This window comes from Psychrobacillus sp. (genome assembly GCF_032154225.1).
Lineage (GTDB): Bacteria > Bacillota > Bacilli > Bacillales_A > Planococcaceae > Psychrobacillus.
On record NZ_JALDYF010000016.1, the window covers coordinates 69,983 to 96,028 of the forward strand.

The 26,046-nt window shown below is 35.0% G+C and carries 27 protein-coding genes; 9 read left to right on the forward strand and 18 right to left on the reverse strand.

The window, feature by feature from the left end:
- Window positions 1-27: 27 nt before the first annotated feature.
- Entirely contained in the window at window positions 28-822 is a 795-nt protein-coding gene (locus tag RUH95_RS16925; protein WP_313894078.1) for an ABC transporter ATP-binding protein, read from the reverse strand.
- A 453-nt stretch (window positions 823-1,275) separates the two neighbouring features.
- On the opposite strand from RUH95_RS16925, the gene RUH95_RS16930 reads away from it, so the two are divergent.
- From RUH95_RS16930 to RUH95_RS16940, 3 genes are all read left to right on the forward strand, one after another.
- Window positions 1,276-1,554 carry a methyltransferase domain-containing protein gene (locus RUH95_RS16930; RefSeq protein WP_313894079.1) on the forward strand — a complete coding sequence of 93 codons (279 nt, stop codon included), beginning with the start codon at window positions 1,276-1,278 and terminating at the stop codon, window positions 1,552-1,554.
- Between the two features lie 147 nt (window positions 1,555-1,701).
- Complete coding sequence (locus tag RUH95_RS16935) at window positions 1,702-2,076, forward strand: hypothetical protein (protein ID WP_313894080.1); 375 nt, start codon at window positions 1,702-1,704, stop codon at window positions 2,074-2,076.
- Between the two features lie 21 nt (window positions 2,077-2,097).
- Entirely contained in the window at window positions 2,098-2,403 is a 306-nt protein-coding gene (locus RUH95_RS16940; protein ID WP_313894081.1) for a nucleotide pyrophosphohydrolase, read from the forward strand.
- Window positions 2,404-2,471: 68 nt separating this feature from the next.
- On the opposite strand, the gene RUH95_RS16945 is transcribed toward RUH95_RS16940, so the two are convergent.
- Genes RUH95_RS16945 through RUH95_RS16955 form a run of 3 tightly spaced genes read right to left on the reverse strand, consistent with a single transcriptional unit; the run spans window position 2,472 to window position 6,159 of the window.
- Window positions 2,472-3,587: a Ger(x)C family spore germination protein gene (locus RUH95_RS16945; RefSeq protein WP_313894082.1), complete on the reverse strand. Its 1,116-nt coding sequence runs from the start codon at window positions 3,585-3,587 to the stop codon at window positions 2,472-2,474.
- A complete protein-coding gene (locus RUH95_RS16950; protein ID WP_313894083.1) occupies window positions 3,588-4,664 on the reverse strand; it encodes a GerAB/ArcD/ProY family transporter in 1,077 nt (358 codons plus the stop codon).
- A gap of 25 nt (window positions 4,665-4,689) precedes the next feature.
- The gene (locus tag RUH95_RS16955; protein ID WP_313894084.1) at window positions 4,690-6,159 is read right to left on the reverse strand and encodes a spore germination protein; all 1,470 of its coding nucleotides are present in this window, start codon (window positions 6,157-6,159) and stop codon (window positions 4,690-4,692) included.
- Window positions 6,160-6,414: 255 nt separating this feature from the next.
- Here RUH95_RS16955 and RUH95_RS16960 point away from each other — a divergent pair, with 255 nt between their 5' ends.
- Entirely contained in the window at window positions 6,415-7,494 is a 1,080-nt protein-coding gene (locus RUH95_RS16960) for a hypothetical protein (RefSeq protein ID WP_313894085.1), read from the forward strand.
- Between the two features lie 119 nt (window positions 7,495-7,613).
- Entirely contained in the window at window positions 7,614-8,975 is a 1,362-nt protein-coding gene (locus tag RUH95_RS16965; RefSeq protein WP_313894086.1) for a DL-endopeptidase inhibitor IseA family protein, read from the forward strand.
- Between the two features lie 59 nt (window positions 8,976-9,034).
- Here the strand turns inward: RUH95_RS16965 and RUH95_RS16970 are convergent, their stop codons facing one another.
- Window positions 9,035-10,402: a DUF4179 domain-containing protein gene (locus RUH95_RS16970; protein WP_313894087.1), complete on the reverse strand. Its 1,368-nt coding sequence runs from the start codon at window positions 10,400-10,402 to the stop codon at window positions 9,035-9,037.
- Window positions 10,395-10,916, reverse strand: coding sequence for a sigma-70 family RNA polymerase sigma factor (locus tag RUH95_RS16975; RefSeq protein WP_313894088.1), 522 nt, complete (start codon window positions 10,914-10,916; stop codon window positions 10,395-10,397). The genes RUH95_RS16970 and RUH95_RS16975 overlap by 8 nt, the downstream gene beginning before the upstream one ends.
- Before the next feature lie 191 nt (window positions 10,917-11,107).
- Between RUH95_RS16975 and RUH95_RS16980 the strand changes: the two genes are divergently transcribed.
- Together RUH95_RS16980 and RUH95_RS16985 are read left to right on the forward strand one after the other, a co-directional pair.
- Window positions 11,108-11,266 (forward strand): YfhD family protein, encoded by a 159-nt coding sequence (locus RUH95_RS16980; RefSeq protein WP_313894089.1) that lies wholly within the window; start codon window positions 11,108-11,110, stop codon window positions 11,264-11,266.
- Window positions 11,267-11,466: 200 nt separating this feature from the next.
- Window positions 11,467-11,898, forward strand: coding sequence for a hypothetical protein (locus RUH95_RS16985; RefSeq protein WP_313894090.1), 432 nt, complete (start codon window positions 11,467-11,469; stop codon window positions 11,896-11,898).
- A gap of 86 nt (window positions 11,899-11,984) precedes the next feature.
- Here the strand turns inward: RUH95_RS16985 and RUH95_RS16990 are convergent, their stop codons facing one another.
- The 5 genes from RUH95_RS16990 to RUH95_RS17010 are packed head-to-tail and all read right to left on the reverse strand — an operon-like array spanning window position 11,985 to window position 17,349.
- The gene (locus RUH95_RS16990; RefSeq protein ID WP_313894091.1) at window positions 11,985-13,100 is read right to left on the reverse strand and encodes a GerAB/ArcD/ProY family transporter; all 1,116 of its coding nucleotides are present in this window, start codon (window positions 13,098-13,100) and stop codon (window positions 11,985-11,987) included.
- A 50-nt stretch (window positions 13,101-13,150) separates the two neighbouring features.
- Window positions 13,151-14,266, reverse strand: a complete 1,116-nt coding sequence (locus tag RUH95_RS16995; protein ID WP_313894092.1) for a GerAB/ArcD/ProY family transporter — start codon at window positions 14,264-14,266, stop codon at window positions 13,151-13,153.
- Between the two features lie 37 nt (window positions 14,267-14,303).
- Window positions 14,304-14,528: a hypothetical protein gene (locus RUH95_RS17000; RefSeq protein WP_313894093.1), complete on the reverse strand. Its 225-nt coding sequence runs from the start codon at window positions 14,526-14,528 to the stop codon at window positions 14,304-14,306.
- Window positions 14,529-14,534: 6 nt separating this feature from the next.
- Window positions 14,535-15,722, reverse strand: coding sequence for a Ger(x)C family spore germination protein (locus RUH95_RS17005; protein WP_313894094.1), 1,188 nt, complete (start codon window positions 15,720-15,722; stop codon window positions 14,535-14,537).
- Window positions 15,723-15,744: 22 nt separating this feature from the next.
- Window positions 15,745-17,349, reverse strand: a complete 1,605-nt coding sequence (locus RUH95_RS17010) for a spore germination protein (protein ID WP_313894095.1) — start codon at window positions 17,347-17,349, stop codon at window positions 15,745-15,747.
- A 145-nt stretch (window positions 17,350-17,494) separates the two neighbouring features.
- On the opposite strand from RUH95_RS17010, the gene RUH95_RS17015 reads away from it, so the two are divergent.
- A complete protein-coding gene (locus RUH95_RS17015; protein WP_313894096.1) occupies window positions 17,495-18,298 on the forward strand; it encodes an EcsC family protein in 804 nt (267 codons plus the stop codon).
- Between the two features lie 58 nt (window positions 18,299-18,356).
- Here the strand turns inward: RUH95_RS17015 and RUH95_RS17020 are convergent, their stop codons facing one another.
- The 4 genes from RUH95_RS17020 to RUH95_RS17035 form a co-directional block, all read right to left on the reverse strand.
- Entirely contained in the window at window positions 18,357-18,776 is a 420-nt protein-coding gene (locus RUH95_RS17020; protein ID WP_313894097.1) for a pyridoxamine 5'-phosphate oxidase family protein, read from the reverse strand.
- Window positions 18,777-18,854: 78 nt separating this feature from the next.
- Window positions 18,855-19,733 (reverse strand): patatin-like phospholipase family protein, encoded by an 879-nt coding sequence (locus tag RUH95_RS17025; RefSeq protein ID WP_313894098.1) that lies wholly within the window; start codon window positions 19,731-19,733, stop codon window positions 18,855-18,857.
- Between the two features lie 137 nt (window positions 19,734-19,870).
- A complete protein-coding gene (locus RUH95_RS17030) occupies window positions 19,871-20,050 on the reverse strand; it encodes a hypothetical protein (RefSeq protein ID WP_313894099.1) in 180 nt (59 codons plus the stop codon).
- Window positions 20,051-20,116: 66 nt separating this feature from the next.
- Window positions 20,117-21,211 (reverse strand): threonine aldolase family protein, encoded by a 1,095-nt coding sequence (locus RUH95_RS17035; RefSeq protein WP_313894100.1) that lies wholly within the window; start codon window positions 21,209-21,211, stop codon window positions 20,117-20,119.
- A 191-nt stretch (window positions 21,212-21,402) separates the two neighbouring features.
- On the opposite strand from RUH95_RS17035, the gene RUH95_RS17040 reads away from it, so the two are divergent.
- A complete protein-coding gene (locus tag RUH95_RS17040; RefSeq protein ID WP_313894101.1) occupies window positions 21,403-22,284 on the forward strand; it encodes an SDR family oxidoreductase in 882 nt (293 codons plus the stop codon).
- 352 nt (window positions 22,285-22,636) lie between these two features.
- On the opposite strand, the gene RUH95_RS17045 is transcribed toward RUH95_RS17040, so the two are convergent.
- The 3 genes from RUH95_RS17045 to yhbH form a co-directional block, all read right to left on the reverse strand.
- Window positions 22,637-22,855, reverse strand: a complete 219-nt coding sequence (locus tag RUH95_RS17045; protein ID WP_313894102.1) for a transposase — start codon at window positions 22,853-22,855, stop codon at window positions 22,637-22,639.
- A 380-nt stretch (window positions 22,856-23,235) separates the two neighbouring features.
- On the reverse strand, window positions 23,236-24,633 hold the full coding sequence (locus RUH95_RS17050) for a SpoVR family protein (RefSeq protein ID WP_313894105.1): 1,398 nt from the start codon (window positions 24,631-24,633) through the stop codon (window positions 23,236-23,238).
- Window positions 24,634-24,653: 20 nt separating this feature from the next.
- Window positions 24,654-25,811, reverse strand: a complete 1,158-nt coding sequence (yhbH, locus tag RUH95_RS17055) for a sporulation protein YhbH (protein ID WP_313894103.1) — start codon at window positions 25,809-25,811, stop codon at window positions 24,654-24,656.
- Window positions 25,812-26,046: the final 235 nt, after the last annotated feature.

The following is a 26,046-nucleotide window of genomic DNA, read 5'->3' on the forward strand; positions in this document are numbered from 1 at the left end:
CCTATTTCCTTTTATAAAAAAAGAGAGTTACTCATTCTTTTGATACAATTGATACGATAGACATATAGGATTATTACTAAATGGACAAGTTGCCATTCTTGCATCTATATTAAATACACTCTGTAGGTTTGGGAAAGTCATCACTTCTTCTGGGTCGCCTTCCTTTATTAGTTTGCCACCCTTCATTGCAATCATATAATGCGAGAAGCGTGAAGCGTGATTCAAATCGTGAAGAACCATTACAATTGTTCTACCTTCCTCTTCATTTAACCTTTGTAAGAGCAGTAAAATATCCAGTTGATGCGCTAAATCTAAGTATGTAGTTGGCTCATCCAGTATTAATATTTCAGTTCCTTGTGCAAGCGCCATTGCAATCCATACACGCTGTCTTTGACCACCAGACAATTCCTCAACTGGACGGTCTTTGAACTCATTTAAGCCTGTTACATCAATTGCCCAATATATATGCTTATAGTCTTCTTTGGTTAAAGTACCCAAACCATTTTGATGCGGAAAACGACCATATGAAACTAGTTCAAACACTGTAAGACCACCTGGTGCAGTAGCGGATTGTGGTAAAATAGCCATTTTCTTTGCTACTTCCTTCGTTTGTAACTGATGGATCGCTCTTCCATCAAGGTACACAGCACCACTTTTTGTTTTTAATAGCCTAGAAATAGCCTTTAACAATGTCGACTTTCCACATCCGTTTGGTCCAATTATTGTCGTTATTTTTTTTTCAGGTATAGATACACTTAAGCCATCAATAATTAGTGTACTCGTATAACCTATTGCTACTTTATCTACATTCAGAACTGGCATTATTGTGCGCTTCCTTTCTCTTTTCACTTTCTCATCAAAACTGAATTTACCGTTTCCTTTTGAATATGTTTTTTCATTATTAAAAATAGGTTCTATCTATACTTTATAGCTTTGATATAAATCTTTTCACATCAAACCATAACTTAATGTTCTAATCCTACTCCCTTTCATGACAGTAATATTCTAAATTTTACGGTCGGATCTTATTTTGTTAGTTAATCGTATATACAAGTTTAAAACTAGTTAACCTTAAATGATAATGATTATCAATTTCAATAGTTAATTCTAGATACTTTATTAGCTATTGTCAACAGAAATTAACAGAGTAGTATATTAATATATTTCAAGAAATTATAGATAAATAAGGATAGTTTTAAAATAAAACTACATTCTAAAGTTTTTATGATAAAGTTTACCTTACAAAGATAAGATTCTTTTATAAAGAGAAATTAAGTGAATACTAATAGTTTGGATGCTATAGTAAACTGCATACCACCTCATGGGAGCGATTCAGACATTCAACGGGGGAAACAGAACATCACAGAAGGAAGCAAAGTGTTAGAGATTGGTTGTGGACAAGGTGATACAACAGCAGCCTTAGCCTATTTAGTAGGAGATACTGGGTTCGTCCATGGAATAGATATTGCATCACCTAATTACAGAAGCCCAGTCACTTTAAGGAATTCTATTGATTTCAAAAAACTCAAAATTAGGAAAACATATGCATGTTGATTTTGAAACAGACATACTCTCTCCAAAGGTCGATTTCCCTGAAAAGTCTTTTGATTATATTTTTTTAAGCCATTGTTCATGGTATTTAAAATCCTCGGAAGAGTTTTTAAACATTTTGAAAAAAATAAAAAAATAAGGAAAAACGTTATGCTTTACAGATTGGGATACACGAGTTGCAACAAGCGAACATATCCCTCACTTTTATCTGTACTCATTCAAGCTCAATATGAGTGTTTTAAAGAAGATAGTAATTTAAATGTTCGAACATTGTTTACACCAAAAGATATTCAAATTCTTATCGAAAGTGCTGAATGGCAAATCGTATCTGAAAAAACAATCGATTCTTCTCATCTTTCAAACGGGCGCTGGGAAGTTGAACAAATATTAAGCAACTATCAACTGGATTATTCTCTGCCTACTAATTTTAACGAGCTTATCCAATCACAAATTAGTCTATTAGAAGCTGCAATAAATACTACCTCTATCAAACCTATGTTCACCTATTCATTTTTGGCAAAATAATAAAGTAAGTGAGGTAATAGCATGGAAGAATTAACTACGGAAATACTAAGATTTCGGGATGATCGTGGATGGGGTGCAAATCATGATGCACGCAGTTTAGCTATATCTGTTTCTTTGGAAGCAAGTGAACTATTAGAACACTTTCAATGGGTCTCACCAGAAGAGGCGATACATGCGGATAAACAAGGGATTGCCGATGAGGCAGCAGATGTATTAATTTATCTTCTGCAACTTGCAAATGTTTTAGAAATTGATTTAAAAGAGGTCGCACAGCAAAAAATGCTGAAAAATGCAGTGAAATACCCAATTCCAGTAGAAATAAAATAGTCTTCGGTAATATCATAAATCAATAATGGAGGCATGCTATGAATTACTTCATAATATGCCCCCATTTATTATTTTAAAGTACCTGTACTAATGATAGTTACCTCTACTGAGACATCCCATTCTAACTTACTAATTATTTCTTTTGTTTGTTCCGTTGTCCACTTACCATTATAATACATTCGGAAGTTTTCACTTAATCCTATTGGGTCCACTTTTAGTTCTTTTAGCTTCTCTAAAAATTTTCCGATGTCTCTTTTAATTTCTGCATCTATATCTTTCTCTAGTTTAACAATTGCTTCTTTTTTGTCTAAATCCCTTTCTCGAGCTCCCTTATACTCAGCCAAAGTTCCACTTACTTTTAAAGTAATACTCACCTTTGGAGATTCAAAGTTTTTATTGCTTTTTATTTTTACCTTACTGTGAATCAAATCTAACAAAAGAATTTCCTTACCATAACTTTCATGATTCATGGAAAGATAAAGTGGCGCAATTTTTTTACGACCTTGCAACGCTTGAATGATTAGAGCATCTTGTGGGGACAATATTTTAATCATTTTTTCTTCATCAAATAATGCAACACCATTCAATTCTATTAAACCATCTTTTCCTTCTATACTCGGCATAATTGTATCGATAACAGGATTGGTCTGCGTATACATAAAATCATGAAAATTTGTGTTTGGATTAAACGCAGTATTCATTTTTGCTTGCAACAAATCACTTAAATAAAAATTAATAGCTGGTTTGTCTGGATACTCAGCTCTTAATATTTCTTCGGCATTCCCTTTAACGACAGCAACTAGCACCTTATTGGCAACTTCCGCATTTCTATATAAGCTTCGAATCACTTTGGTCGCCTGTCCACTACGGGCTGATTCTTCGTCCACTAGCACAACACGCAGTTGATTTAAAATAACCTTTTTGTGTGAATTTTTTTCAATTTCCACCATTCCTTCTGACATTAACTCTGTGACGACTGAATAGATTTGAGTCTGTTTTTTTGCCTCTTTTGAGTATTGAGGAATAGCTACTGTCAATTTCATTTGATCTTCATCAATATAATCAAGTGATAAAGATCCAACCAAACCAACATCTTCCAAAGGTACTTTTTGCTCTTTTTGAGAACATCCAGCTAGGCTTATTGCAACAAGAACAATAACACTTACTACATATTTCCCTGTCATTTAGCGCACCTGCTTTTTCTTTATTAAATGGACTACAATCAAAAATAATGGCCAGAGTATCATCAGAAAAGAAACATAAAATATATTTTCAAATAACTTTTCTTTATACTCCCTCTCAATTGGTATCATCATTACCAAAAAAACAGCCGCAACTAATATATAGGAATGATAATGCTTACTTTTTGATAACAAAGATTCTAATGATTTCTTTGAAGCCCATAAATAACCGGCAGTTGTAGATAAGACGAGAAATATCCATAATGTTACCCCTAAAACATCGATTCTTTCTACAAAAGATAAATTTCCAGCTTTTAACAAGTTTAATACAGAGTAATCAATATGCTTTAGTTGCCACTCTGAATAATACATAACACTTACAAGAGTAGTGATGAAGTAAATAGTTATACTAATCCATACGCCTATTACAGTATGTTTAAACGCTTTTTTTTGACTGATAATATACGGAAAGTAAACCATGATCAGTTCATATCCGAGTATGGACATAAAGCCTTTTCTCATAGCTCCCTCCAATTCGGTCCAATTAAAATTAAACAAAGGAAAAATATGACTTAACTCCCCTTTTTCTATGGACCATCGCAAGAAAAATAGTAAGAGAATCGTTAGAAAAAAAGACATTATGCAAAAACGAGCAATTGATTTAATGCCTCCATTTACTATATAAACAAGTACTAATAAAAAAAATACAATCGGTAAAGTAATAGAATGCTCTGCAAGTGCTGTTGTTTGCATCAATAGCATGTAATTATCAATTAGTGATGCCAAAATGAAGACAAAATAAACAATAAATAGTGAATTTACAATTTTCCCCATCCACTTCCCTAATACTTTTTCATTTATACTGAACAAATTTTCTTGCGGGTATTTAGAGTTAATCCAAATCATAGGCCATAGTGTGATGGTTGCCATAATGCCAAACACTATTGGTAACATCCATTGACTATAGCCTACTGCACTAATTTTTTGAGGAAGTGATAAGAGTCCTGTACCAATTATTAAATTTTGCGCCAAAAAAACAACGTGATATCCATTCAAAACTTTACGCTTATCCGTATTCACTCTATATCACCTCAAAAGGAACATTCTACTTTTTCTGTGCTCTAGATATCCCCATTTTTTCTTTTAAGTAGGATGTAGGAAATCTAATTAAACTATTTAATAAATCGGAGGCTTTTCTCGGTATGATTGGTGTCATAAATGGTGTATCTAAAGAATTTATAATTAATAAATGAGAAATTAGCCAAGCAAACGCAAGCATTTGCCCGAAAAGTCCAAACAATCCAGCTGACAAGATAAAAATGTATCGAATAAATCGGCTTGTATTACTCATGACAAAGGTTGGAGATAAAAAAGAAAGTAAAGCAGATATTGCAACTAAGACAACTAGTATATTACTCACAAGTCCCGCTTCAACTGCTGCAGTTCCAATAACGATACCTCCAACGATACCAATTGTTTGTCCAACTTTCGCAGGCATCCGAGATCCGGCTTCTCTTAAAACTTCTATGATTAGTTCTATAAATAACACTTCCAGTAATGGTGAAAAAGGTACTTTGCTTCTAGATTCCTGCAAATTGACTAAAAGTTCATATGGCAGTATTTCGGGATGGAATGTTAAAGTCGATATATACATTGGTGTCATCATAATCGTTAAAAAGAAGCCCCCAAAACGAAGCATTCGAAGGAGCGATGTTGTAGTCCAACGATTATAATAATCTTCAATAGATACGAACATTTCGAAAAATGAAGTTGGACATATGACGACTTCTTGACTATTATCCATCAAAATGACAATTCTTCCATCCAGCAAATAATGCATAGCCGTATCTGGTTTTACAGTCATATAAAACTGTGGAAAAGGAGAAAGTGGGTTATCTTCTATTAATTGTTTTAAGATAGATATATCCGGATACCCAGGATAGTCAAGTTTATCAATTCGACTTTTCACTTTTTCTAAATTCTCTTGATTGACAATATGCTCCATATACAAAATAGACATTTTTGTATTTGTTTCAGTTCCAATAATTCGATCTTCATTTTTCAACTTAGGGTTTTGAATTCTTCTTTTTATTAATGAAATATTCGTTTGTAGGGATTCTGTAAAAGAATCCTGAGGTCCCATAACGGTGGATTCTACTTCAGAAGTCGAAATTGCACGCGTTGAAACACTAAATGTATCCATGGAAAGCAATAAGTTTTTTCTGTGGAAATATAAAAGTGTATGACCCACGACGATATTAGATACAATTTTTTCAGTATCTGTTGAGTCTATCACTTCAGCATCTTGATGAATTTGGTTTAGATGATTAGCCAAAGGTGTAAAGATCATATTTTGCATAGTCATGTTTTCTACTAAAGAGCTACAATGAATTATTGTCACAATTCCTTCTACTGTTGCTATATCTTTAAGCACTACATCACTCATATGTTTTACATGCTCTTTTATTTGATTGATCGTTTGTAACGCTTTTTGGTTATTAGCTCTCTCTTCACTTTGTACTTTTTCATATGAACTAGTCCCCATTTTGGCACGCAAAAGCTTTCCAATTTTCATAAGTACCACATGCCTTTCTACAGTTCATATACCAAATTTCTCCAAATTCTTTTTAGATGCATACAGTTATTCTGTCCATTTTTCACGCTTCGTATTCGTACTGTTCTTTGCTGGAAAGCCCACTTATAAAATTAACATTTTATGGTCGTAAAGCCATTAGATATTACTAGATTAAACCACCTAAATGACATATTCTTAGTGAGGCTTATGTAAAGATAACTTTATTAAGACTAAAAAAATTCTAGGAGAACATATATGAAAAAAGTATTATCTACCGTATTAGCAATAGGAATTATCGGAGCAAATTTAATTACTCCTTTTATGAATGTTGAAGCAGCTTCTGTTTCAAAAGCCGAATCTTTAGTGGCCACAGCAGAACAACATGCCGGTGGTTTGAAATGGCAAATTTCTTATGAGTTAACAAAAGAAATTAAACAACCTGATATGAAAGTTTTTAACTTAACAAAAAATGCTTACTTAGCTGCAAAGCAAGAGCTTTCTAAAGTAAGCGCAAATGATAAAGTGAAGTTAGAAAAACGTTTAGAAGATAATGTTGGAATTCATTATAGCCGAGCTATGGGTTATATTGATGCACTTACTTCTGGAAATAAAATAGTGGATAAGACTACTCAATATAATAAATTATTTGCTGAGAGTCCAACATCTGATGCAACTGAAAAGAGTTACCATGAATTGTCTAGCGAGATTCGTAAACAAGCAATTTTGCTATATCGCGTTTACGGAAAATCAACACGTGATGCAATACTTGCTAAATACAAAACTCCTGGAGAAAAAGCACTTAACGCTACAAAAGAAGTGATTACTGCGAAGATGAGCTTAGATACTTTGGATCGTTTGATTAAAGAAACAGCGGATCAAAAAACAGTAGAAGCACAAGTGGCTAAATTCTCTGATTCACTTGAATTGATTCAAGATGAAGAAATTTACTTTGAGCTATACGATGCATATCAAACTAGCATTAGAAAAGATGCAAACTTCTTATCACAAGAAAAAGAGATTGCTGAATTCTTTAAAAAAGCAGATGAAATTGCAAATGAAAAAGACGTTGAAAAAGTCTTAAGTCTATATGATTCAGCATATCCTGGCTATGCAGATTTAAAAGAAGCAATGGAATCCACATTCAAAGACTTTGATGTAGTTTATGAAACAACTGACTTAGAAGTTCAATACATCGTAGATGGTGTTGCGATTGTTATTCAAGATCAAAAATCAACTATCGACAAAAAAGATGTAGTTGAAAATACATTCGTTTACCTTTTGAAAAAGGATGAAGCTGGAAACTGGAAATATCAAGATATTATGGAAGCAGAATAATAGTTAAATACTGCAATCACTCGTAAATACGGGTGATTGCAGTTTTTTTATGAATAATTTTGGTCTCTGTCTACTATCTATAAGAGGAAGTAAAAATAGTACACGGGGGTTTTATTTAAATGAACAAAAAGTTTTTGATTGCCGGATTAAGCCTAGCCTTGTTAGGCGCACCATTTTCACAAAGTAACACTGTGCTAGCAAAAGAACAGGAAAAGGTCGGACACACTACAAAACAGAATAACGAGTTATCTAGCAAACAGGCGCTCAGTTTGACAATTGAATGGAATAAAGCAATCAGCTATGTGCAACGTGGCGGGGATTACAAAAAAGGAGAGTATAAAACCTTTTCTTATAATAAAAAAACGTATCGTTACTTATCAAGTCAAATCGACACAAAGAAAGAGTTAAAAGCATACTTAGAAAGGTTTTTAACTTCTTCTGAAGCTGAGCAATTTATAAAGAATCGTGGAATTATTGAATACAATGGAAAATTAGCACAAGTAGAAGCGGATATCGGGTCTTTATTGCAATGGGAAAAAGCAGCAGCAAAGTATATAAAAGCAGAAAAGAATACCGTTTCTTACCGATTAACTGTGCCTGTATGGAATACAAATGAGAAGAAAGATTTCATTGTTGAATATCAATACGTAAAAAACGTGGGATGGAGAATAAGTAAAGAACCTACACAAGAAAAAAGCACAGTTATGACCGATAAATTAGCGATCGAACTAGCAACGAAATTTGCAAAAGCCACACTACATGTTCAAGCGGGTGGGGATTATGGACCTGGTGAATATAAAACATTTCCTTTGAATGGATATACGTACCGTTTCCTATCCAGCAAGATTGATACAAAAAGCAAATTGATGACCTACCTAACACAATCGATGACACAATCTGCTGCAGAGCAATTTATAAAAGACCGTGGGATCATTGAATATAAAGGAAAACTTGCTCAGATTGATGCAGACGGCGGATCTACAGCAATATGGGCAAAAGCCACGGCAGAATTTATGAAAACCGATAAAAATACGATGTTTTATCGAGTAACAGTACCTTTTGGAGAGACTTTAGAAAAACAAATGTATATTGTGGAGTATCAATATGTGGATAAAGTTGGGTGGAGAATTAGCAAAGAAGCTTATTCAGACTTAGAAATCTCTAGTAATACTAACCCTATTTCAATCCTTTTCAATAATTTACTTAGCAATTCAAAAGTGGCGCAAAATCAGTTCCTTCCATACTCCTCTTTTTATGTGGACGATTTTAAAAATGGAGTAAAAAAAATAAATATCGTTCAGTTAACAGAAATCGGTAGAAGTAGTTCACAAGTAGAGTTTTTAGCGACTATTAGAGTAGAACTGGAGAGTAATTATAGTGGTCCTTTAATGTATGGCGAAAACAAAATGTACTTTACCGTTCAACCAACTGGCTATATGGAATTTAAAATCGACCAGATTGGGATTGTGAATATGTATTAAGTGATTTTCAGAAAAACGAGGTTCTAAACAATGAAAAATTGTTTAGAACCTCGTTTTTGTTATTTTATTTCTACTTCAACTTCTTCTTCAATCCATGACGGGTATTGATTGATATCTAAACGAATTGGGTTTGTAAACGGTGCTGTTGGTATTTCAAATTCGAATTTTGTTTCGTTTTCAGAGATTTTAATATTTCTCCCTTCTACATAATAACTAGGATACGCTGCAGGTCCATATTCCTTATAGTGGATGGCAAATTCTTTTCCATCCGCATCTACAAATTTAAAGAAATTATAAATTCCATTCTCAGAGTTTATTGAAAAACTAGCTTTTCCATCCTTCACTTGTAAATTAGAAAAAATAGATTCCGAAGGCTCTTTTATAATTTTTTCAGATTCAGTATCAATTAAAATATAAGCCTCTTCCTTATCCATCGCTGTAATTTTTCCAAATGATAATGTTAGCTTTTCCGGGTCATGAAAATAGAAACTTTCTTGAAGAGGTATCTCCCATACATGACCTTCAGGAGATGATTTATAAGAATTTCCTGTCATAGCTGACCAAGTTCTGCCCTTTTCATCTACGAGCTTTAATTCATCAAATGCTCTCGAAGAAAGAAGTTTTTTAGAATTTTTATGATTTTCCTCTAATATTACAGTTGTGCGTACTGGATCGACTATTAACATTTTTACAGTAATACGTTGCCCCTCAATTGTAACTTCTTTATTCACAAAGATATCCTTACTTTCTACATCCATCGGTTTATACGTAAATGGAATTTTAAAATTTTCTATCTTATCCCCATATTGCACACCAACCTTCCATGAAAGATCTTCTTTAAGTCTAACTCGGTCAATTTGCTCGTACATACTAAAAAAGTCCATTCCTTTTTTAGGTGTTAATGGCATTATTGTTCTATTTATCTTAACTCTATATTGAGGTTGCATTCCCGACCACAATTCATAATATTTTAGATAAAGTGAACTCAAATCTACTTCTTCCGAATGAACAGAGTAAAATACGATGATTCCTTTACGATCAGCAATTACCCCATCAAGTGTTACCGTAATCCCATTTTTTTCTTGCGAAAGATTCAATGGTTGATAAAAGTCATTTTCAACCGCAGCGTTCAATCCTTTATCCTGCTTTATGAGCGCTACAACTCGATCCATTCCTGGTATCGCTGCAACGGTTTTAGCAAATGTAGGAGAAACAGAGATAGATGTGACAAATGAAATTAGAAGTATTGCAGCAATTACTAGTGACCAGACACTTCGTTTTTTAATAATACGTTTTTTTAACGTTCGCTCATTTTTTGCTTTTTCAAATCCATTTCGTACAGCATCATTTAGCTTCTCCATCGGCATTTCTACTTGATCAATTGACTTTTTCCACTGCTCCAGTTTCTTTTCTTCCTCCTCAAACACGTTTCATCTCCCCTTTCTCCTCAAAACTTGTTCTTAATGCACGCAATGCTTTATGTAATCGTGTTTTAATCGTTCCTTCTGGTGTATTCCACATCACTGCAATGTCTTTTATTTTGACGTCTTCAAAATATTTTAAGTGCAATAATTCTCTTTCGTAATCAGATAAACTGCCTAAAGCTTCTTCTACTTCTAAAAAGGTAAAATCTTCACTCACACTTTGCATACTCGTGATTCGATCTTTTGGCACTTCTCGTTTACTTTTCTTTAAGGCATCTTGGCAATAGTTCATCATAATCCGAATTAGCCATGTCTTAAAATAAGCTGGCTCTTTTACTGTTTTTATATTGCGATAAGCTCGATAAGTCACTTCTTGAACTGCCTCAAGTGCATCTCCTTCATTTTTCAAATAAGAAATAGCCGTTCGATACAATGCTTCTTGATAACAATGGAGGAGCTCTAAAAATGCCTCTTCATCACCTTTTATCGCCTTCTCTACCATTTTTCTTTCGCCCAAGACCTCACCTCGTTTCAATTGTCCTTACTTATTAGACATGTAACTACGAAAAAAGTTTTACAAAAATAAAATATGTATATTCCAAGAATACGGTTGGAAGTAAAGTAAACATCTTCAAATAAAAATTAGGAGTAAATTTAATTTCCCATGCCATATTAATAAAGAACGCGAAATTGAAAAGGAGAGGTTATATGGGCAGAGACAATAAACAAGGCAAAAGTAAGAACAAAGATACACTACCACAAACACCTAAAAGCCAAAAAATAAAACCAAACGATGTGCAAGAAGAATTTGCTAGTGAGTTTGCTGAGCTCGGAGCAAACATGTCTAAGAAAAAACAAAAAAAGTAAATACGATAAATGAACAAATCCCACTGGTGAATGTGACAAACCAGTGGGATTTGTTTATTCAAATTGGCATATTTCCACCATTTTTTTGCGTAAAACAGTCATTCTCTTACTTATCTAAGAAAATATTACCACGAATGAATTATTTACACCTGAAATAGGGTATACTAGTATAGGTAGTCTAAAAATGGAGGAGGTATTATATGTCTGTTGCTAGTGAAGCATCCAAAGTGAACCTTGATTTTCTAGTGAATGATTTAGGTCTTCGCCAAGTATCTAATACTACCTTATTTCGCAAAGGTAAATTTTTTGTCATTTCCCCATCTGTTCAAAACAAATCCAATACATTTGAACTCGGTGAATCCATCATGAAAAAGTTTGATTCAGAAACTGATGACGGCTATTTACTTGTACGTATTAAAGACAAGTTCCTAATGGCAAAACTTCAACCTTTTCAAAGAAAAATCATGGACCCTTCAACACAAAAAACAACAAAAAGTAAACCTGCTTTTTGGAAGTTCATCGTTATTGACTCTATTGTTCCTCGTATAGAAAATAGCGAGAACCGTGATTTACAATATAACATTCAAGCACCAACTAATAGGCAGTTAGTTTCTTTTTTCAATAAAGCATAATAACTTGAATTCTATTCAAGTAGATAAACCAAAGGAGTAATGCACATCACTGAGGCAATACTCCTTTTTTCAATATTAATATTAATTTAAGAGTGATCAGGATCTTTTTTCAATTGTTTTTTTCGGATGGCATATACGGCTACCAGCAAAAGAGGTAAAAACACTCCAATCGAAAATGAAAAGTATAAACCTGTTGTCGCATTCCAATTTTGTAGGTAGACGACATTTGGATAGATTACAAGAGAAAGGACTACGCCAATCATTCCTAATGGTATTGTTAAAGGGCGGTAATCTTTCAAATTAAAAATTTGTGCAATCCCTAAAACGGAAGCATAAAAATAAATGGTTGCCTTAAAATAGATGCAGATAATCCATAGTGCAGCCATTATTGCCTCTACTCGGTTCACAAAACTCCCAATTTTTATCTTTTTTGCTAATCCATAACCTGGAAACATCTGTCTTGCGGTTGAATCAGCGCCTAATACGAAAATACACGAAAGTGTGATGATAATAATGACTAGTCCACCTATTAAATTTCCAATTAAAAAAGATTTCTTAGCGGATTTAGGTTGGTTAATAAAGGCAGGAAAAATCATTAATAAAACAATAGCATTGACTGAAGTTACTTCAATTAAAGATAAGGATGATTGAACAATGGTTTTTGTCCCTGCCTCAAATACAGGCTGTACGTTTTCAAACTTGGCTTCAGGTAAAATAAATAGCACTAAAAAGAGATAAAGAAAGAAGAAAAAAAAGATTAATATTTCAGCAGAACGAGCAATTGTCTCTAATCCAAGACGGACTCCCATCACGATAATTATCGCCATAAGGATATTAAGAGCTGCCATTGGAGTATTTGGCATCACATGTGTGGTGAGGAATGTCCCAGAATAAAACAAAAGACCTGATGTATAGATAAAAGACATGAATACAAATAGAAGTGATACGGCCTTACCTACCCATTTCCCTAAGATCTTTTCATTAACCTGGATAAAGGTAAGATGAGGGAACCATTGTGCAAGTGTACAAAATAGCCATATAACTAATAATCCGATTCCCGTACCGAATATCGCAACAATCCAAGCATCTTGCTTCGCTTCGGCCGCTAAAACTGATGGAACAATTAAGATGCTCGTACCAACCGTAAATAAGATAACTAAAACTAGAAATTGGTACGAATTTATTTTAACGTTTGGCAACATATAATTTCTCCACATTCAATTTAGTTGGGATTTACCTAAATAAAATCAATTTAAGAATGATCAGGATTTTTTTTCAATTGTTTTTTTCGTATTGCATATACGATTACCATCAAAAGAGGTAAAAAAATTCCGATTGTTAATGAAAAATAAAGTTCAGTAGTCGTTGAAAATTTTTGTTGATATATAACATTAGGGAAAATAACAAGCGACAGAATAACGACAATCAGCCCTAAAGGGTAAGTTAATGGACGATAATCTTTTAAATTTAATATTTGTCCCAACCCAAAAATGGATGCATAAAAATAAAGAACCATCTTAGTAAAAAGACAAATTAGCCATAGTGCAACCATCGTTGCTTCGATACGGGTCACGAAATTCCCAATATTCACTTTTTTAGCTAGTCCATAACTCGGATACATCTGCCTTGCGGTTAAATCAGCACCTAAGACTAAAATACATAACATTGTAATAATGATGACGACTAACCCACCTATTAAATTTCCAATTAAAAAGGTTTTCTTAGCAGATTTAGGTTGGTTTATAAAGGCTGGAAAAATCATCAATAGACAAACAGCATCGACTGAAGAAGTAACGATTAAGAATAACGATGATTGAGCGATACTTTTAATATCCGCTTCCAATATAGGCTGGATGTTTTCAATTCTGACTTCAGGTGAGATAGAAACTACTAATAAAAAAAAGAGAAGAAAGAAAACTGCAATAAATATTTCTGCAGAACGAGCAATAGTCTCAAGTCCAAGACGAACTGCCATTACTAATACAATCGCCAAAAGTGTATTAGTAGCTGCCATTGGTGTGTTCGGCATTACATGTAAAGTAAGAAATGTTCCAGAATAATACATCAGCGTGGCAGTAAATAAAAAAGTTGCGAATACAAATAGGAGAGAAAGGGCTTTACCTATCCACTTTCCAAAAAGAAGTTCATTTACTTGAACATACGTGAGCTTTGGAAACCAGAAACCTATTTTAGTGAATAGCCATATAATCAATAGACCGATTCCCGTACCAATTATTGCGGCAATCCATGCATCTTGCTTTGCATTTTCAGCTAAGTCAGATGGGAGGATTAAGATGCTCGTACCAATCGTAAATAAAATAACTAAAACTAGAAATTGGTACGAACTTATTTTAACGTTCTGCATCATATTATATTTCCCCACCTCACTTTTCGGTCTAATTTACCTAACGAATTAGTGCATCATGTAATGGCTTAAAAATGAAAGTTAGAAGATCATTTGGATTCGGTATAGATTTCCCCATGCTATGCGCCATACCTAGGCCAACTCCAATCGCAAGAAGCATCGAAAACACAATCAATTCTTTTTTGTACTTTTTTTCTAAAAGAGATGGAACTTCAATAAATAAGATAATGGCAGCTACTAAGAGTATTCCCACGCTTTTCAGCACGATTAGTTAGTCCTTTCTTTTTTCGACTACAGAATTACTTACTGTTCCAGTTTTAATAATTTTCACATCCACTTTTGTATTCACCACCAAGTCAATAAAATACTCATTCCACTCCTTTTTCATCGTTTTCCATTCTTTCGGATTCGACCGATGAATAGCATTACCAAATCCAAATATGTCTGCCTCATATTTTTCTTGTACGCTCGTTATAGAATCTTTAATCGTCTTTTCCACTTCTTTTTCGTAGATTTTCTCTAGCGCTTCTAATGATTCAGGTATAGTAATATCAATTGGACATTCTATCGCACCTACATTTGCCTCAATCTGAATACCGATATCCACTTCCGGAATTCCATTTTTAACATTTCCTTTCACATCTGATTTGAAACGAAGAACTTCTAAATTTGCTTTTCCCTCTTCGGGGCAAGATATTGTTCCTACCGTACTTTTCACTAGATTCATGATGTCACTATACGCTCGGCTTTCATCTTCTGTAAGCCAACCAACTAGTTTATCATCTTTAAAAGCTGCTAAATCATCAAATTGAATATTAGCTGCTGGAGTGACTGTTTCCACATTCTGTTTACTAGATCCTTTTTCTATCTGTCCTGTTGCTACAAGCCCAGTTAATACGGCTTCTTTTCCATCACTTCGGAGATTTATTATTAGCTGATCTAATGTAACACCCACCGTAGCTGCCCAGTTTTCTTCAGATGTTTTTAGTGTGTTAAACATTTTATTGGCTGGTATGCTTTCTAACGGCGTTTGTATATTCAATAATTCTTCCGCTGTAGAATCCTTCGCTATAACAACATAGAAATCCGATCTAAATTCCCAATCCCTTGATATTAAATCTAAAGGGTTTCCAATACCTTCCTTAGCCAAAGATTCACCTAATATAAGTATCCGCAGATGTCCTGGATATATTTTTCGAGGGGACCCTTTTGTCATTTTTCGGATGGCTTCATATACCGTTTCTCCTCTCCCTTGAACAAGAGTTACCGGTGATCCCCCCTTTCCACCACTTGCCGAAACTTCTGCAGGTACAACGACTTGAGCCGAAACTAGGTACTCGTCTTCTAATTTATCTATCCCTATGGCCATAGTTATGGCTAGCTCGTTTAATTCCCTCCGATTCCAACAACCTGAAAGAACAACGCTAAGAATAAGTAAAATAACAATGCCTTTTTTCATAGATTAAACCCCTTGCTATTTCTCATTGTCCCTTTTCAGGCTCAGGTTTTGCAGATGCAGAATTTTGCTGCCTGTCTATATTTTCTTGACTGATTAAATGTGGACGAGTCCGCATTTTCCAAAGAGGAAAACGAACAAAAGTATCCTGTTGACCATCAGCATTAAATGGAGCTATTGGTGACATATAAGGAACACCGAACGAACGCAAACTGCATAAATGTAAAACAAGTGCAATTAAACCAACAGTAATTCCAAATAAACCAAATGAAGCAGCAAGTCCCATAAATACAAAGCGTAAAATTCTAATAGTCATCCCCATATCGTAAGTAGGTGTAACAAAGCTTGCAATAGCTGTCATAGAAACGACGATAACCATCGCTGCAGAAACTATACCAGCTTCCACCGCTGCGGAACCAATAACAAATGCCCCTACAATTGACATAGCTGATCCAACCGCTTTTGGCATCCTTATACCTGCTTCACGCAAAATTTCAAAAGTGATTTCCATTATGAGTGCTTCAACAAATGCAGGGAATGGGACACCCTCTCGCTGCGCTGCTAGGCTAATAAGGAGTGCAGTCGGTATCATTTCATGATGAAAAGTAGTAGCCGCTATAAATACAGCAGGAGCAAGTAATGCAATTGTGAATGAAAAAAAGCGGAGGATTCGAATCAAACTAGTAAGATCTGCACGTTGATAATAGTCTTCTGCAGATTGAAAGAATTGTACAAATAAAGCAGGGACAATCAAAACAAATGGTGTACCGTCGATCAAAATGGCTATTCGCCCTTCCAACAGCGCTGCAGCTACTACATCAGGACGTTCCGTATTATATACTGTTGGAAAAGATGAATTATTTGCATCCTGAATCAATTCTTCGATATTTCCACTTTCAAGTATTCCATCGATGTTAATACGATCCAAACGTATACGAACTTCTCCCACTATTTCGTCACTTGCAATCCCTTTAATGTACATTATTTCAATGTTCGTTTTCGTACGTATTCCAATTACTCTACTTTCCATCCAAAGTTTAGGATCTTTTATTTTCCTACGAATTAATGCGGTGTTAACCCGCAGATTTTCTGAGAATGCTTCCCTAGGACCTCTTATTACTGTTTGGGTCGAACTTTCCGTAACTCCACGATCAACCCAATGTTTGTTTCCAATGATTAGTCCATTTGAATACCCATCGATTAAAAAAATTACATCCCCTGATAAAAGGGCATTCAATAGCTCATCAAAATTGGTTACATCTTTAACTTCTCCTACAGTCATGGCAAAATCTTTTAATGTGTTCATAAGTTGTGGATTAAGAGTAAGCTTGCTTTCTACTTCTGTATTTTTAATATCTAGCATTAACGACTCCAAAATGAAGTTTTGTATAGAAGGTGCATCGCTTAAACCGTCTGTATATATAATTCCTGCTTTAAGGACTCCTCCTTTACCGATTCGAATTTCTCGAATTATAGTATCAGAACTTCCACCTAGCGTACCCTTTACGATTTTTATATTATCTTGAAGCTTTGTTTGTAATTTTTTTATTTCATTAGACTCCTCCGTATGACTTCTCGGAGGTGTAGTGGATTTTAACGGATCATTTTTTTTCTTACTAAAAAGTCCCATAGTATCCCTCACTTACTATAATAAGTTTTTGTATGCACTTATTAAGTTTGTCCAAATCTATGTAAAAATATCCTTTTCATTATTTTTGAACTTTTCCTGTTTCATGTACGTCTATTTAATACGGAAAAAAGAGGAGCGAGTATTTGTGGAAGATTCGAAGGATTGGTTAGCAGAAGAACTCAAAAAAGTAGAGATTTGGGAGAAAGACCAAAGTGATTTATGGTTTTGGGAAAAGCTCGGACGTCTACCATTTAAATTTATCGATAAGTGGACTCCTACTTTCATCCAAAACAAGATTGGTCTACTTATAGATGAGCTTGGGCAGTATGTCCAGACCGGTGGAAGTTATTTAAGCTCGACCTCTAAAGTCACCTCTTATTACCCGAAAGAAGTTGTACAAACATTAGAAGACGTAAAAAACCTATTCGTCTCCACAATGGACAGCGCAGTGGACGGACTAACGAAAAACAGAAAAAACCTAGCAACTGTACAAGGTGCTAGTACTGGAATTGGTGGCATTTTCACATTAACAATCGATATCCCACTTCTTTTAGGTTTACAATTAAAAACCTTACAGGATATTGCAATTTGCTATGGATATGATCCAAATGATAAAAAAGAACGTTTGTTTATCGTAAAATGTCTTCAATTTGTTTCTGCTGATATTGTTGGAAAACAAACGATCTTATCTCAGTTGTCCATGTTTGACAGCCAAGATGAAGTAGCTAAGCGTGAGGTACTTTCAGAAATGCAAGGTTGGCGCGAAGTTGTTTTCTCCTATCGGGATCAATTTGGCTGGAAAAAACTATTTCAAATGATACCTATTGCCGGTCTAGTATTTGGAGCTTTCATCAATCGTTCCGCAATCAATGATATTGCGGAAGCTGGCAAGATGCTTTATCGTAAAAGAAGAATTTTGGAAAGACTCCAGAATCCTACGATCCAATAGAATAATAAAGACTTATGCCATCTTATCCCTGATAAAATGGTATAAGTCCTTTTTTATACTAAAAATCAATGATTTGCGGAGCCTTTCCTATCTTATTCATAACATGCATTTGTGTTGGGGTTATTTTTAGAATGATGAGTTTTGGATCATCAGGCCCATCGAACCAACCCTTTAAATGCTTGTTCCATACTTTTTCTTTCATCCCTTCTTCTTGTGACTCCTCGACCGTCCCTTCAATTTCTAAAAAAGCGTCTCCAAATCCTTTCCCTTCATATCCTAACAGAATATGTGTATTTGGATTCTTTTGCAGCTCTTCCACTTTATGCGTTTCTTTACTTGTTACCGTGTACAAAATAAACTCCTCGTGAAAAAATGTCATATAACGAGAATGGGGTTTATTTTGCTCAACCGTTGACATTACACCAATCAAACTATCGTTCAAAATTTTTAATGCAGTCTCTTTTGCAGTCTTCGTCATTTATAAGATTCTCCTCTCAGAACAATACTCTCTATTATTCCTTTGGAGATAAGAATTAAACCAACCTTTTAAAAATAATCACCATGTTTTTAGAAATTGAACCGTACGACTATGTCCTTTTTCCAACAAATCTGCTTTCATTTTTTCACTAAGATCGAATTGAGTAGCACTATAATCCTCCACGGGAATAAAAATAACATTCTTTTCAAGTTTACGAGAAATATAACGTTCATCATGTGCATTTTTCATCGTCGAAAAAAGTGCTTCGAACAATTGCAAACCATTATTAATTTGATGTCCTGGTTTTTCCTCCGAACTAACACTTAGCTTCAAGCCTACTACGGGTCGTTCTTTAAGGATCGATCCATTATCAAATATCCACATTGGGAAATTACTTAATACTCCACCATCTACGACAATTGTGTCTCCTGACCCTATTTTCAACCGAACTGGCTCAAAGAAATACGGAATGCTGCAACTCATACGTAAAGCACGTGCAATTGGAAAACTACCCGGTGAAACACCATACTTCTCTAAATCATCTGGTAAAACAATCATTTTGCCATTTGTTAAATCAGAAGCTACTAACTTTAATACTCCAGGCTCTAAATCTGAAAAAGTGTAAACTCCTTTTGCTGCTAGCTTCTCTAAAAACCAATTTTCTAAAGCTTTCCCTTGATATAAACCAAGCCTCCAATAAAGATTAATCCATTTCATAAATGGTATCGGAAGAATCGTTTTACGGGCATCTAGTAGAGTCAGCATGTCTAATTCATCTAATAGTTCTTTAATTTCTTTTCCAGTATATCCCGCTGCTACAAACCCTGCTAAAATTGCACCAGCACTCGTTCCAGCTACTCGTTTAAATTGATATCCCTTTTCTTCTAGTGCTTGCAGTGCCCCAACTAAAGCAAAGCCTTTCAAACCTCCTCCAGAAAACACGCCATCTATTAACATACATGACTCTCTCCCTTTTCATGTCGTTCTTACACTGTAAGAAAAAAAGAGAGAATTTAGAACTAAAATCGGCCGTATTTTACTTTTTTCTACAAAAAACACCGAATCCTAAATGATTTTAGAATCCGGTGTTTTTGCTATAAATTTAATCTGGAAGGGTTATTTTTGTTGATTGGCTTCTCTTTATCGTCGTAATCATTACTTTTTTTCGCTATTTTATTTTTGCCTCTGATGTCCAAATCGTCTGGACTTAGATCATATCCATATCCAAATTCTTCGCGATCTAATGTGTTTTTCTTCTTATTTTCATCTTTCATGAAAGTTCACCTCCATGAAAGATAACTTGTGCAGTTTTGTCGATTTTATTCTACCTATTTAACCAATTATATTTGTTGCTTCATTTTTTCTTTAAGCAATCGGAATACTTCCTGTAGCTTCTCCTTAGGTAAAGCGGCATATTGATCGCCAATGCTTACTTCGTATCCACATGACTCCCCAATTACTTCTTTTAAATAACTAGTTAAGCCAATTCCAGTTGCTTCGAATATTTCTATTAAAATAGGCTCCATTTGTTCTTTTTGTGCATGGAAATGAACATGGAACATATTCGAAACAGGCACTAGTGGCAAAGTTGATACCGCAGGGCAAGCATTAAAAAGTTCTGCAAGCTCTTTCGCTTCTTCATAGTACCCATGCATGTTCTCTGATCTTCTATCAAAATAATAATCCGCACTCACAATATACGGATATAAACTGATTAAATCTCCACCATGTCTTCTTTTCCAAATTTTTGATTCCTCCGTAAATGTTTGGTCACCTGCAAGAATTGCTCCTGCAATCGCGCCAATTCCTTTATAAAAGGATACGTAGACACTATCAAAAAGGCTACACACTTCGACAGCCGTTTTTTGATAGTATGGCAGTATTTCAAGGAGTCTTGCACCATCTAAGTGCAACTTAATGCCTTTATTGCGACAATAAACAGATATTTCTTCAAGTGTTTCATAGCTTGGTAACTGCCCGCCAATTTCACGTTGAGGTAACTCGAGCAAGATGCAGGCAACTTCTTCTTGCATACTCACCACGTCTTCTAACGTTATTAAACTGTCTTTATCCGCCAATAAAACGGATTCTATTTGATGTAATTCCTTTAATCCATCTTGCTCATGAATTTCTAGATGGCATAATGGATGATAAGCTACTTTTTTAATCCCTTTTTGGTCACACCATATGCGCAAACCTATTTGCTGCGCCATTGTACCACTTGGAAAAAATACAGCTGCCTCTTTTCCTAAATACTTTGCCATCTTCACTTGGAAGTCTTCAATAACTTTGCCACTACCGTAAATATCACTGTCTAATTGTCCATCAAGCCCTTGAAACACTTCTTGCAGCACTTCAAAATTTCTTTTTCCATGACCCGCTACTTGGTACTTTGTTTGCATAAAAGCCTCTGTTAAAGTTTTTGCTTCGCTCATCTCATTCTAACCCCTTTTTTTCGTCCCCTGTTTTTTCGTTCCCTGTGACAGACACAACTACCATACTATTCTGATATTTTAACATAAACAATATTATTAAAGAAAAGTTTCGTTTGAAATTGCTTTTCAAAAGTTTTTTTTTGTGTAAAAAGGGAAGAATAGAAGTATTCACTACTAAAAGGAGGATTTCCATGACGACAAATAAATATGAAAAAATCCACAAAGAGATTTCAGGACAAACCCAAAACCAGCAACCTGGTATCGAAGAAGAAATGTCCCCTGCTCCTATTTTTGATGATAAAAACTACACAGGTTCAGGAAAATTGAAAGGGAAGGTAGCGCTTATTACAGGTGGAGATAGTGGAATTGGTCGAGCAGTTTCTATTGCCTTCGCCAAAGAAGGGGCAAATGTCGCCATTGTTTATTTGGATGAAAATGAACAGGTAGATGCTGATATGACTGTAAAGTTAATAGAAAAGCACGGAGTCAATGCACTCAAGCTCAAAGCAGATCTAAGCGATGATGAAAACTGTCAAAATGCAGTGGATCAGGTGATTCAAGCATTTGGTCAACTCAATATATTAGTAAATAATGCTGGAAAACAATTTCCCACAAAAGATTTTTTACAAATTACACCTGATCAATTACAAGACACATTTTCTACAAATATCTATTCCATGTTTTATTTAACACAAGCTGCACTCCCTCATATGTCAAAAGGAGACACGATTGTAAACACTTCTTCGATTACAGCGTACCGTGGATCTCCTGACCTTATTGATTATTCCGCAACAAAAGGAGCTATCACTTCTTTCACCCGTTCCCTTGCATTAAATTTAGTTGAAAAAGGAATTCGCGTAAATGCCGTAGCACCGGGTCCTATATGGACTCCGCTAATTCCTGCATCTTTTGATAAAGACAAAGTTGCAAAACATGGAGATAACACTCCAATGACTAGAAGCGGGCAACCTGCCGAACTTGCGCCTGCCTATGTATTTTTAGCGTCTTCTGATTCAAGTTACATGATCGGCCAAACTATCCATGTAGATGGTGGAGACTTTATAGGTTCGTAGACTTTTTTGTTCCCTGTGACGCAAACAATTCTACACTTTTCCGACATTGGTCTACAATTCATTATAGGAAGAAGCAGCCAATGTAAGGTTTGGCTGCTTCTTTTATTTCTTATATATTATCGGCGCCTCTCTAATTTCGGATTGAGTATCTTCGTCCGATTCTTGCTTGTATGCAAGGCAATATTCACAATAGCTTGCATTGCTTTGTTCATAAGTTCGAGATAATAGCTTGTTTAATGTCTCTAGATCTAAAAAGGCAGGGGCTTGTTTTGTTTTATTCCAATAATATGGAAAAGAGCTATATGGGTATAGTTCTAAATGGGTGACCTTCGGTATAGTCGTGTCGATAGGGTTACGATGAATATAAATACTGACGTTTAGTAATCCACGTAAAGAGCTGACTCTTTTTGCAAAAAAAACGCTTTTGATAAATCAGACCAATATGATTATATCGCTTCGCATTGGACGTACTGTATCTTTTATTGATGAGACTCATGATTTTGCTCAGAGGTGCTTCATTTGATTTGATCAAAATATGATAATGGTTTGTCATGAAACAAAATGCTAGCATGCTGAACTAATAGTTATTATGTATATGTTGGAAAGCACGCATAAGTTCAAACATATCTTCCTTTTTTCGAAAATGTTTTGTCTATTGTTAACTCGCATAATAACATGATAGTAATAATTGGGATGAAGTTTCTTTTTCTTGTCACTTGACTATCCTTGCCCACTTTTGCTTCTTTGCTCCTTTGCTTAAAATTTAAATGACTTATTTTAAAATGTAAATTGTTTAAAAAGGAAAACAATGACGTTTTGAAGGTGTAAAAGGGACAAAAAAAAGAAAAAACCTCTCCAAAATTCAATTTTGGACGTAAAAATGCTCAAAAAAATTTTGTCCCTGTGTTGAAAACAATTCAGAATTGTGTTAAACACAGGGACGCTAAAAAACTATTCTGAACGACGAGATACTTTTTTTCCATCATATGAGTAAATAGCTCGCTGATTTGCTACATACGTTTCTATATGTGTTGTTCTCCCCCATAACTGATAAATATATGGAAGGACATTTTCTAAATAAGGGGTATCCAATTCTATCCCTTCATAACCATGCTTTAAATACAGCTCACCATTTCGGCAATAATCCCCATCTTCCACTACAATATACGGGAAACTTCCATTCACTCGCATCGAAATAAGTTGATCTCGCACTTGTTCATAGTCTTTATCCGTAATTTGATAATTACCTTTCTTTTTTTCAAACAAATATAAATCTTCCTGTTTCACTAACTCTTTCGTTAAGTAATTCCGGATAAAAGAAATATCTGATTCAATCTCTCTCACTTCAAATATTTTTTCTCTCCCTGATTTCGCTTTTATCCCTAACTTTTTCATTTCTTCCGTTGGATCATCGTATCTTTTTTCAATATCTTCATATATTTTTATCCCTAAATAATATGGGTTTATAGACGTTTTCGATGGTTGAACAACGTTCGCATTTAAAGAAGCGAATTCGATCGTTTCAGCAGTCGTTAAATCCATCTCACGTAAAATTCGTTGATGCCAATAAGAAGCCCAGCCTTCGTTCATAATTTTCGTCTCTAACTGTGGCCAAAAATAAAGCATTTCTTCTCGCATCATCGTTAAAATATCTCGCTGCCACTCTTCCAAGTCTCGGCTATATTCCTGTATAAAAAGTAATAGATCCTTTTCTGGCTGCGGAGGAAACTTCTTTCTTTTTTGAACGACTGATCTCGCATCTTTTTTAGGTTGATCCAAGTTCCATAAATCATCGTATGGCGTTTTTCTTATTTCTATTTCTTCTAGCTCATCTAGGTTATAATTCAACAACTTTGGTCGTACAATAGATGGGTCAATATGTTCTTGAATCGCTAATACAGCATCTAAGAAATACTCTACCTCTTCTTTGCCGTACAGTGCTTCATAATTCGCAATTCGTTCGGCTGTTGCCGTCATACTTTCAACCATATCTTTTCGTGTATTGGAAAACCGAATATTATTTTTGAAAAAATCGCAATGGGCAAGTACATGGGCGATAATCAGCTTGTTTTGCGTAAGGCTATTTGTATCCAATAAAAAAGCGTAACAAGGATTCGAATTGATAACCAACTCATAAATCTGACTTAACCCAAAATCATATTGCATCTTCATTTTTTGAAATTGTTTACCAAAGCTCCAATGAGAAAAACGCGTAGGCATTCCGTATGCACCAAATGTATAAATAATATCAGCAGGGCAAACCTCATAACGCATTGGATAATAATCAAGGCCGAATCCTGATGCAATTTCCGTTATCTCAGCGATTGCACGATGAAGATCCGTTTCCATCAATTGAATCACTCCCTATTTCAAACAGCATTTTTTTGAAATAAACTCTTCAACGCCTCATACACATCTCTATTTTCCTTCAACACATAATGGCGAAACTTTGGATTTTCTATTTTTTTATACGTGGCCATCAATGTTGAGTATCTGCTATGTTCATTCACTTCTCCATATCCAAACATACTGGAAACTTCCATCAGTTCATTCACTAACTTCATACACTTCTCATTATCGTTTGTCATATTCTCTCCATCTGAAAAATGCACTGGATAAATATTGTAACGTGCTGGATTATACTTTTTTTCAATAAGCTCCAGTGCCTTCTGATAAGCAGACGAACAAATCGTCCCGCCACTTTCACCTTTTGAAAAAAAGGCTTCTTCCGTGACAACTTTCGCTTCTGTATGATGCGCGATGAACTCAATTTCCACCGTTTCATATTTCGTCCGCAAAAACTTCGCCATCCAAAAAAAGAAACTTCTTGCGATATATTTCTCAAAAGTACCCATCGATGCGCTCGTATCCATCATTGCAAGAACTACTGCTTTTGACTCTGGCTTCAACACTTCATCCCATGTTTTAAATCGTAAATCATCATTGTGAATCGGTGAAATATCAGCCTTACCTTTCAGGGCATTTCGCTTAATAGCAGTTAAAATCGTCTGCTTCTTATCCAGATTTCCCATAAGTCCTTTTTTACGTATGTCGTTAAACTCAATTTTATCGGTCGTAATATCTGCTTGTTCTTTTTGTTGCAAATTCGGTAGCTCCATCTCGTGAAAAAGGACTTTCTCAATTTCAGCTATTGTTACTTCTGCCTCATAATAATCTTGACCCGCTTGATCCCCAGCCTGCTTTCCTTGACCAGAACCAGCCTGCTCTTCCCCTGGGCCACGTGCGATTACATCCCCTACTTTACTATCACCATTCCCTTGCCCAATATGCTTTGACGAGTCGTAGTTATACCGGATTTTGTACTCATCTAGCGAACGGATTGGTATTTTAATAACTTCTTTACCATTCGACATAATAATACTTTCCTCACTAATCAAGTCCGGTAAATTATTCTGAATAGCTTCTTTTACTTTATCCATATGGCGTTGCTGATCTTGGTACCCCTTTCTATGCAAGGACCAGTTTTCCTGTGAAATGACAAATTGATTTTCCGTATTGTCGTTCATTTCCATCAACACCTACCTATTATTTGAAAGTTTTTGATTTCCTTATAATATGCAACGATGAACAAGTTCTTGCATTCCATTGTTAAATAAAAAACCATGTCTGTTGATTATTCTATTTTTAGAAAATGCGCTAATAGAAATAAAGAACGCTCTTTAAAACTAAACCACTCGTTTTCGACTTACTTTACATAAAGTGCGTCTTAATGAATAGCCACTATGCCTCCGCGCTTGCCGC

Coding starts and splice junctions, on each gene's coding strand:
- RUH95_RS16940 (WP_313894081.1), top strand. CDS start 2,098: ATGGAAGAATTAACTACGGAAATACTAAGATTTCGGGATGATCGTGGA.
- RUH95_RS16925 (WP_313894078.1), bottom strand. CDS start 822: ATGCCAGTTCTGAATGTAGATAAAGTAGCAATAGGTTATACGAGTACA.
- RUH95_RS16965 (WP_313894086.1), top strand. CDS start 7,614: ATGAACAAAAAGTTTTTGATTGCCGGATTAAGCCTAGCCTTGTTAGGC.
- RUH95_RS16990 (WP_313894091.1), bottom strand. CDS start 13,100: ATGTTGCCAAACGTTAAAATAAATTCGTACCAATTTCTAGTTTTAGTT.
- RUH95_RS16995 (WP_313894092.1), bottom strand. CDS start 14,266: ATGATGCAGAACGTTAAAATAAGTTCGTACCAATTTCTAGTTTTAGTT.
- yhbH (WP_313894103.1), bottom strand. CDS start 25,811: ATGAACGACAATACGGAAAATCAATTTGTCATTTCACAGGAAAACTGG.
- RUH95_RS16935 (WP_313894080.1), top strand. CDS start 1,702: ATGCTTTACAGATTGGGATACACGAGTTGCAACAAGCGAACATATCCC.
- RUH95_RS17010 (WP_313894095.1), bottom strand. CDS start 17,349: ATGGGACTTTTTAGTAAGAAAAAAAATGATCCGTTAAAATCCACTACA.
- RUH95_RS16955 (WP_313894084.1), bottom strand. CDS start 6,159: ATGAAAATTGGAAAGCTTTTGCGTGCCAAAATGGGGACTAGTTCATAT.
- RUH95_RS17030 (WP_313894099.1), bottom strand. CDS start 20,050: ATGAAAGATGAAAATAAGAAGAAAAACACATTAGATCGCGAAGAATTT.
- RUH95_RS17020 (WP_313894097.1), bottom strand. CDS start 18,776: ATGACGAAGACTGCAAAAGAGACTGCATTAAAAATTTTGAACGATAGT.
- RUH95_RS16985 (WP_313894090.1), top strand. CDS start 11,467: ATGTCTGTTGCTAGTGAAGCATCCAAAGTGAACCTTGATTTTCTAGTG.
- RUH95_RS17005 (WP_313894094.1), bottom strand. CDS start 15,722: ATGAAAAAAGGCATTGTTATTTTACTTATTCTTAGCGTTGTTCTTTCA.
- RUH95_RS16980 (WP_313894089.1), top strand. CDS start 11,108: ATGGGCAGAGACAATAAACAAGGCAAAAGTAAGAACAAAGATACACTA.
- RUH95_RS17045 (WP_313894102.1), bottom strand. CDS start 22,855: ATGCTAGCATTTTGTTTCATGACAAACCATTATCATATTTTGATCAAA.
- RUH95_RS16960 (WP_313894085.1), top strand. CDS start 6,415: ATGAAAAAAGTATTATCTACCGTATTAGCAATAGGAATTATCGGAGCA.
- RUH95_RS17040 (WP_313894101.1), top strand. CDS start 21,403: ATGACGACAAATAAATATGAAAAAATCCACAAAGAGATTTCAGGACAA.
- RUH95_RS17050 (WP_313894105.1), bottom strand. CDS start 24,633: ATGGAAACGGATCTTCATCGTGCAATCGCTGAGATAACGGAAATTGCA.
- RUH95_RS17035 (WP_313894100.1), bottom strand. CDS start 21,211: ATGAGCGAAGCAAAAACTTTAACAGAGGCTTTTATGCAAACAAAGTAC.
- RUH95_RS17025 (WP_313894098.1), bottom strand. CDS start 19,733: ATGTTAATAGATGGCGTGTTTTCTGGAGGAGGTTTGAAAGGCTTTGCT.
- RUH95_RS16945 (WP_313894082.1), bottom strand. CDS start 3,587: ATGACAGGGAAATATGTAGTAAGTGTTATTGTTCTTGTTGCAATAAGC.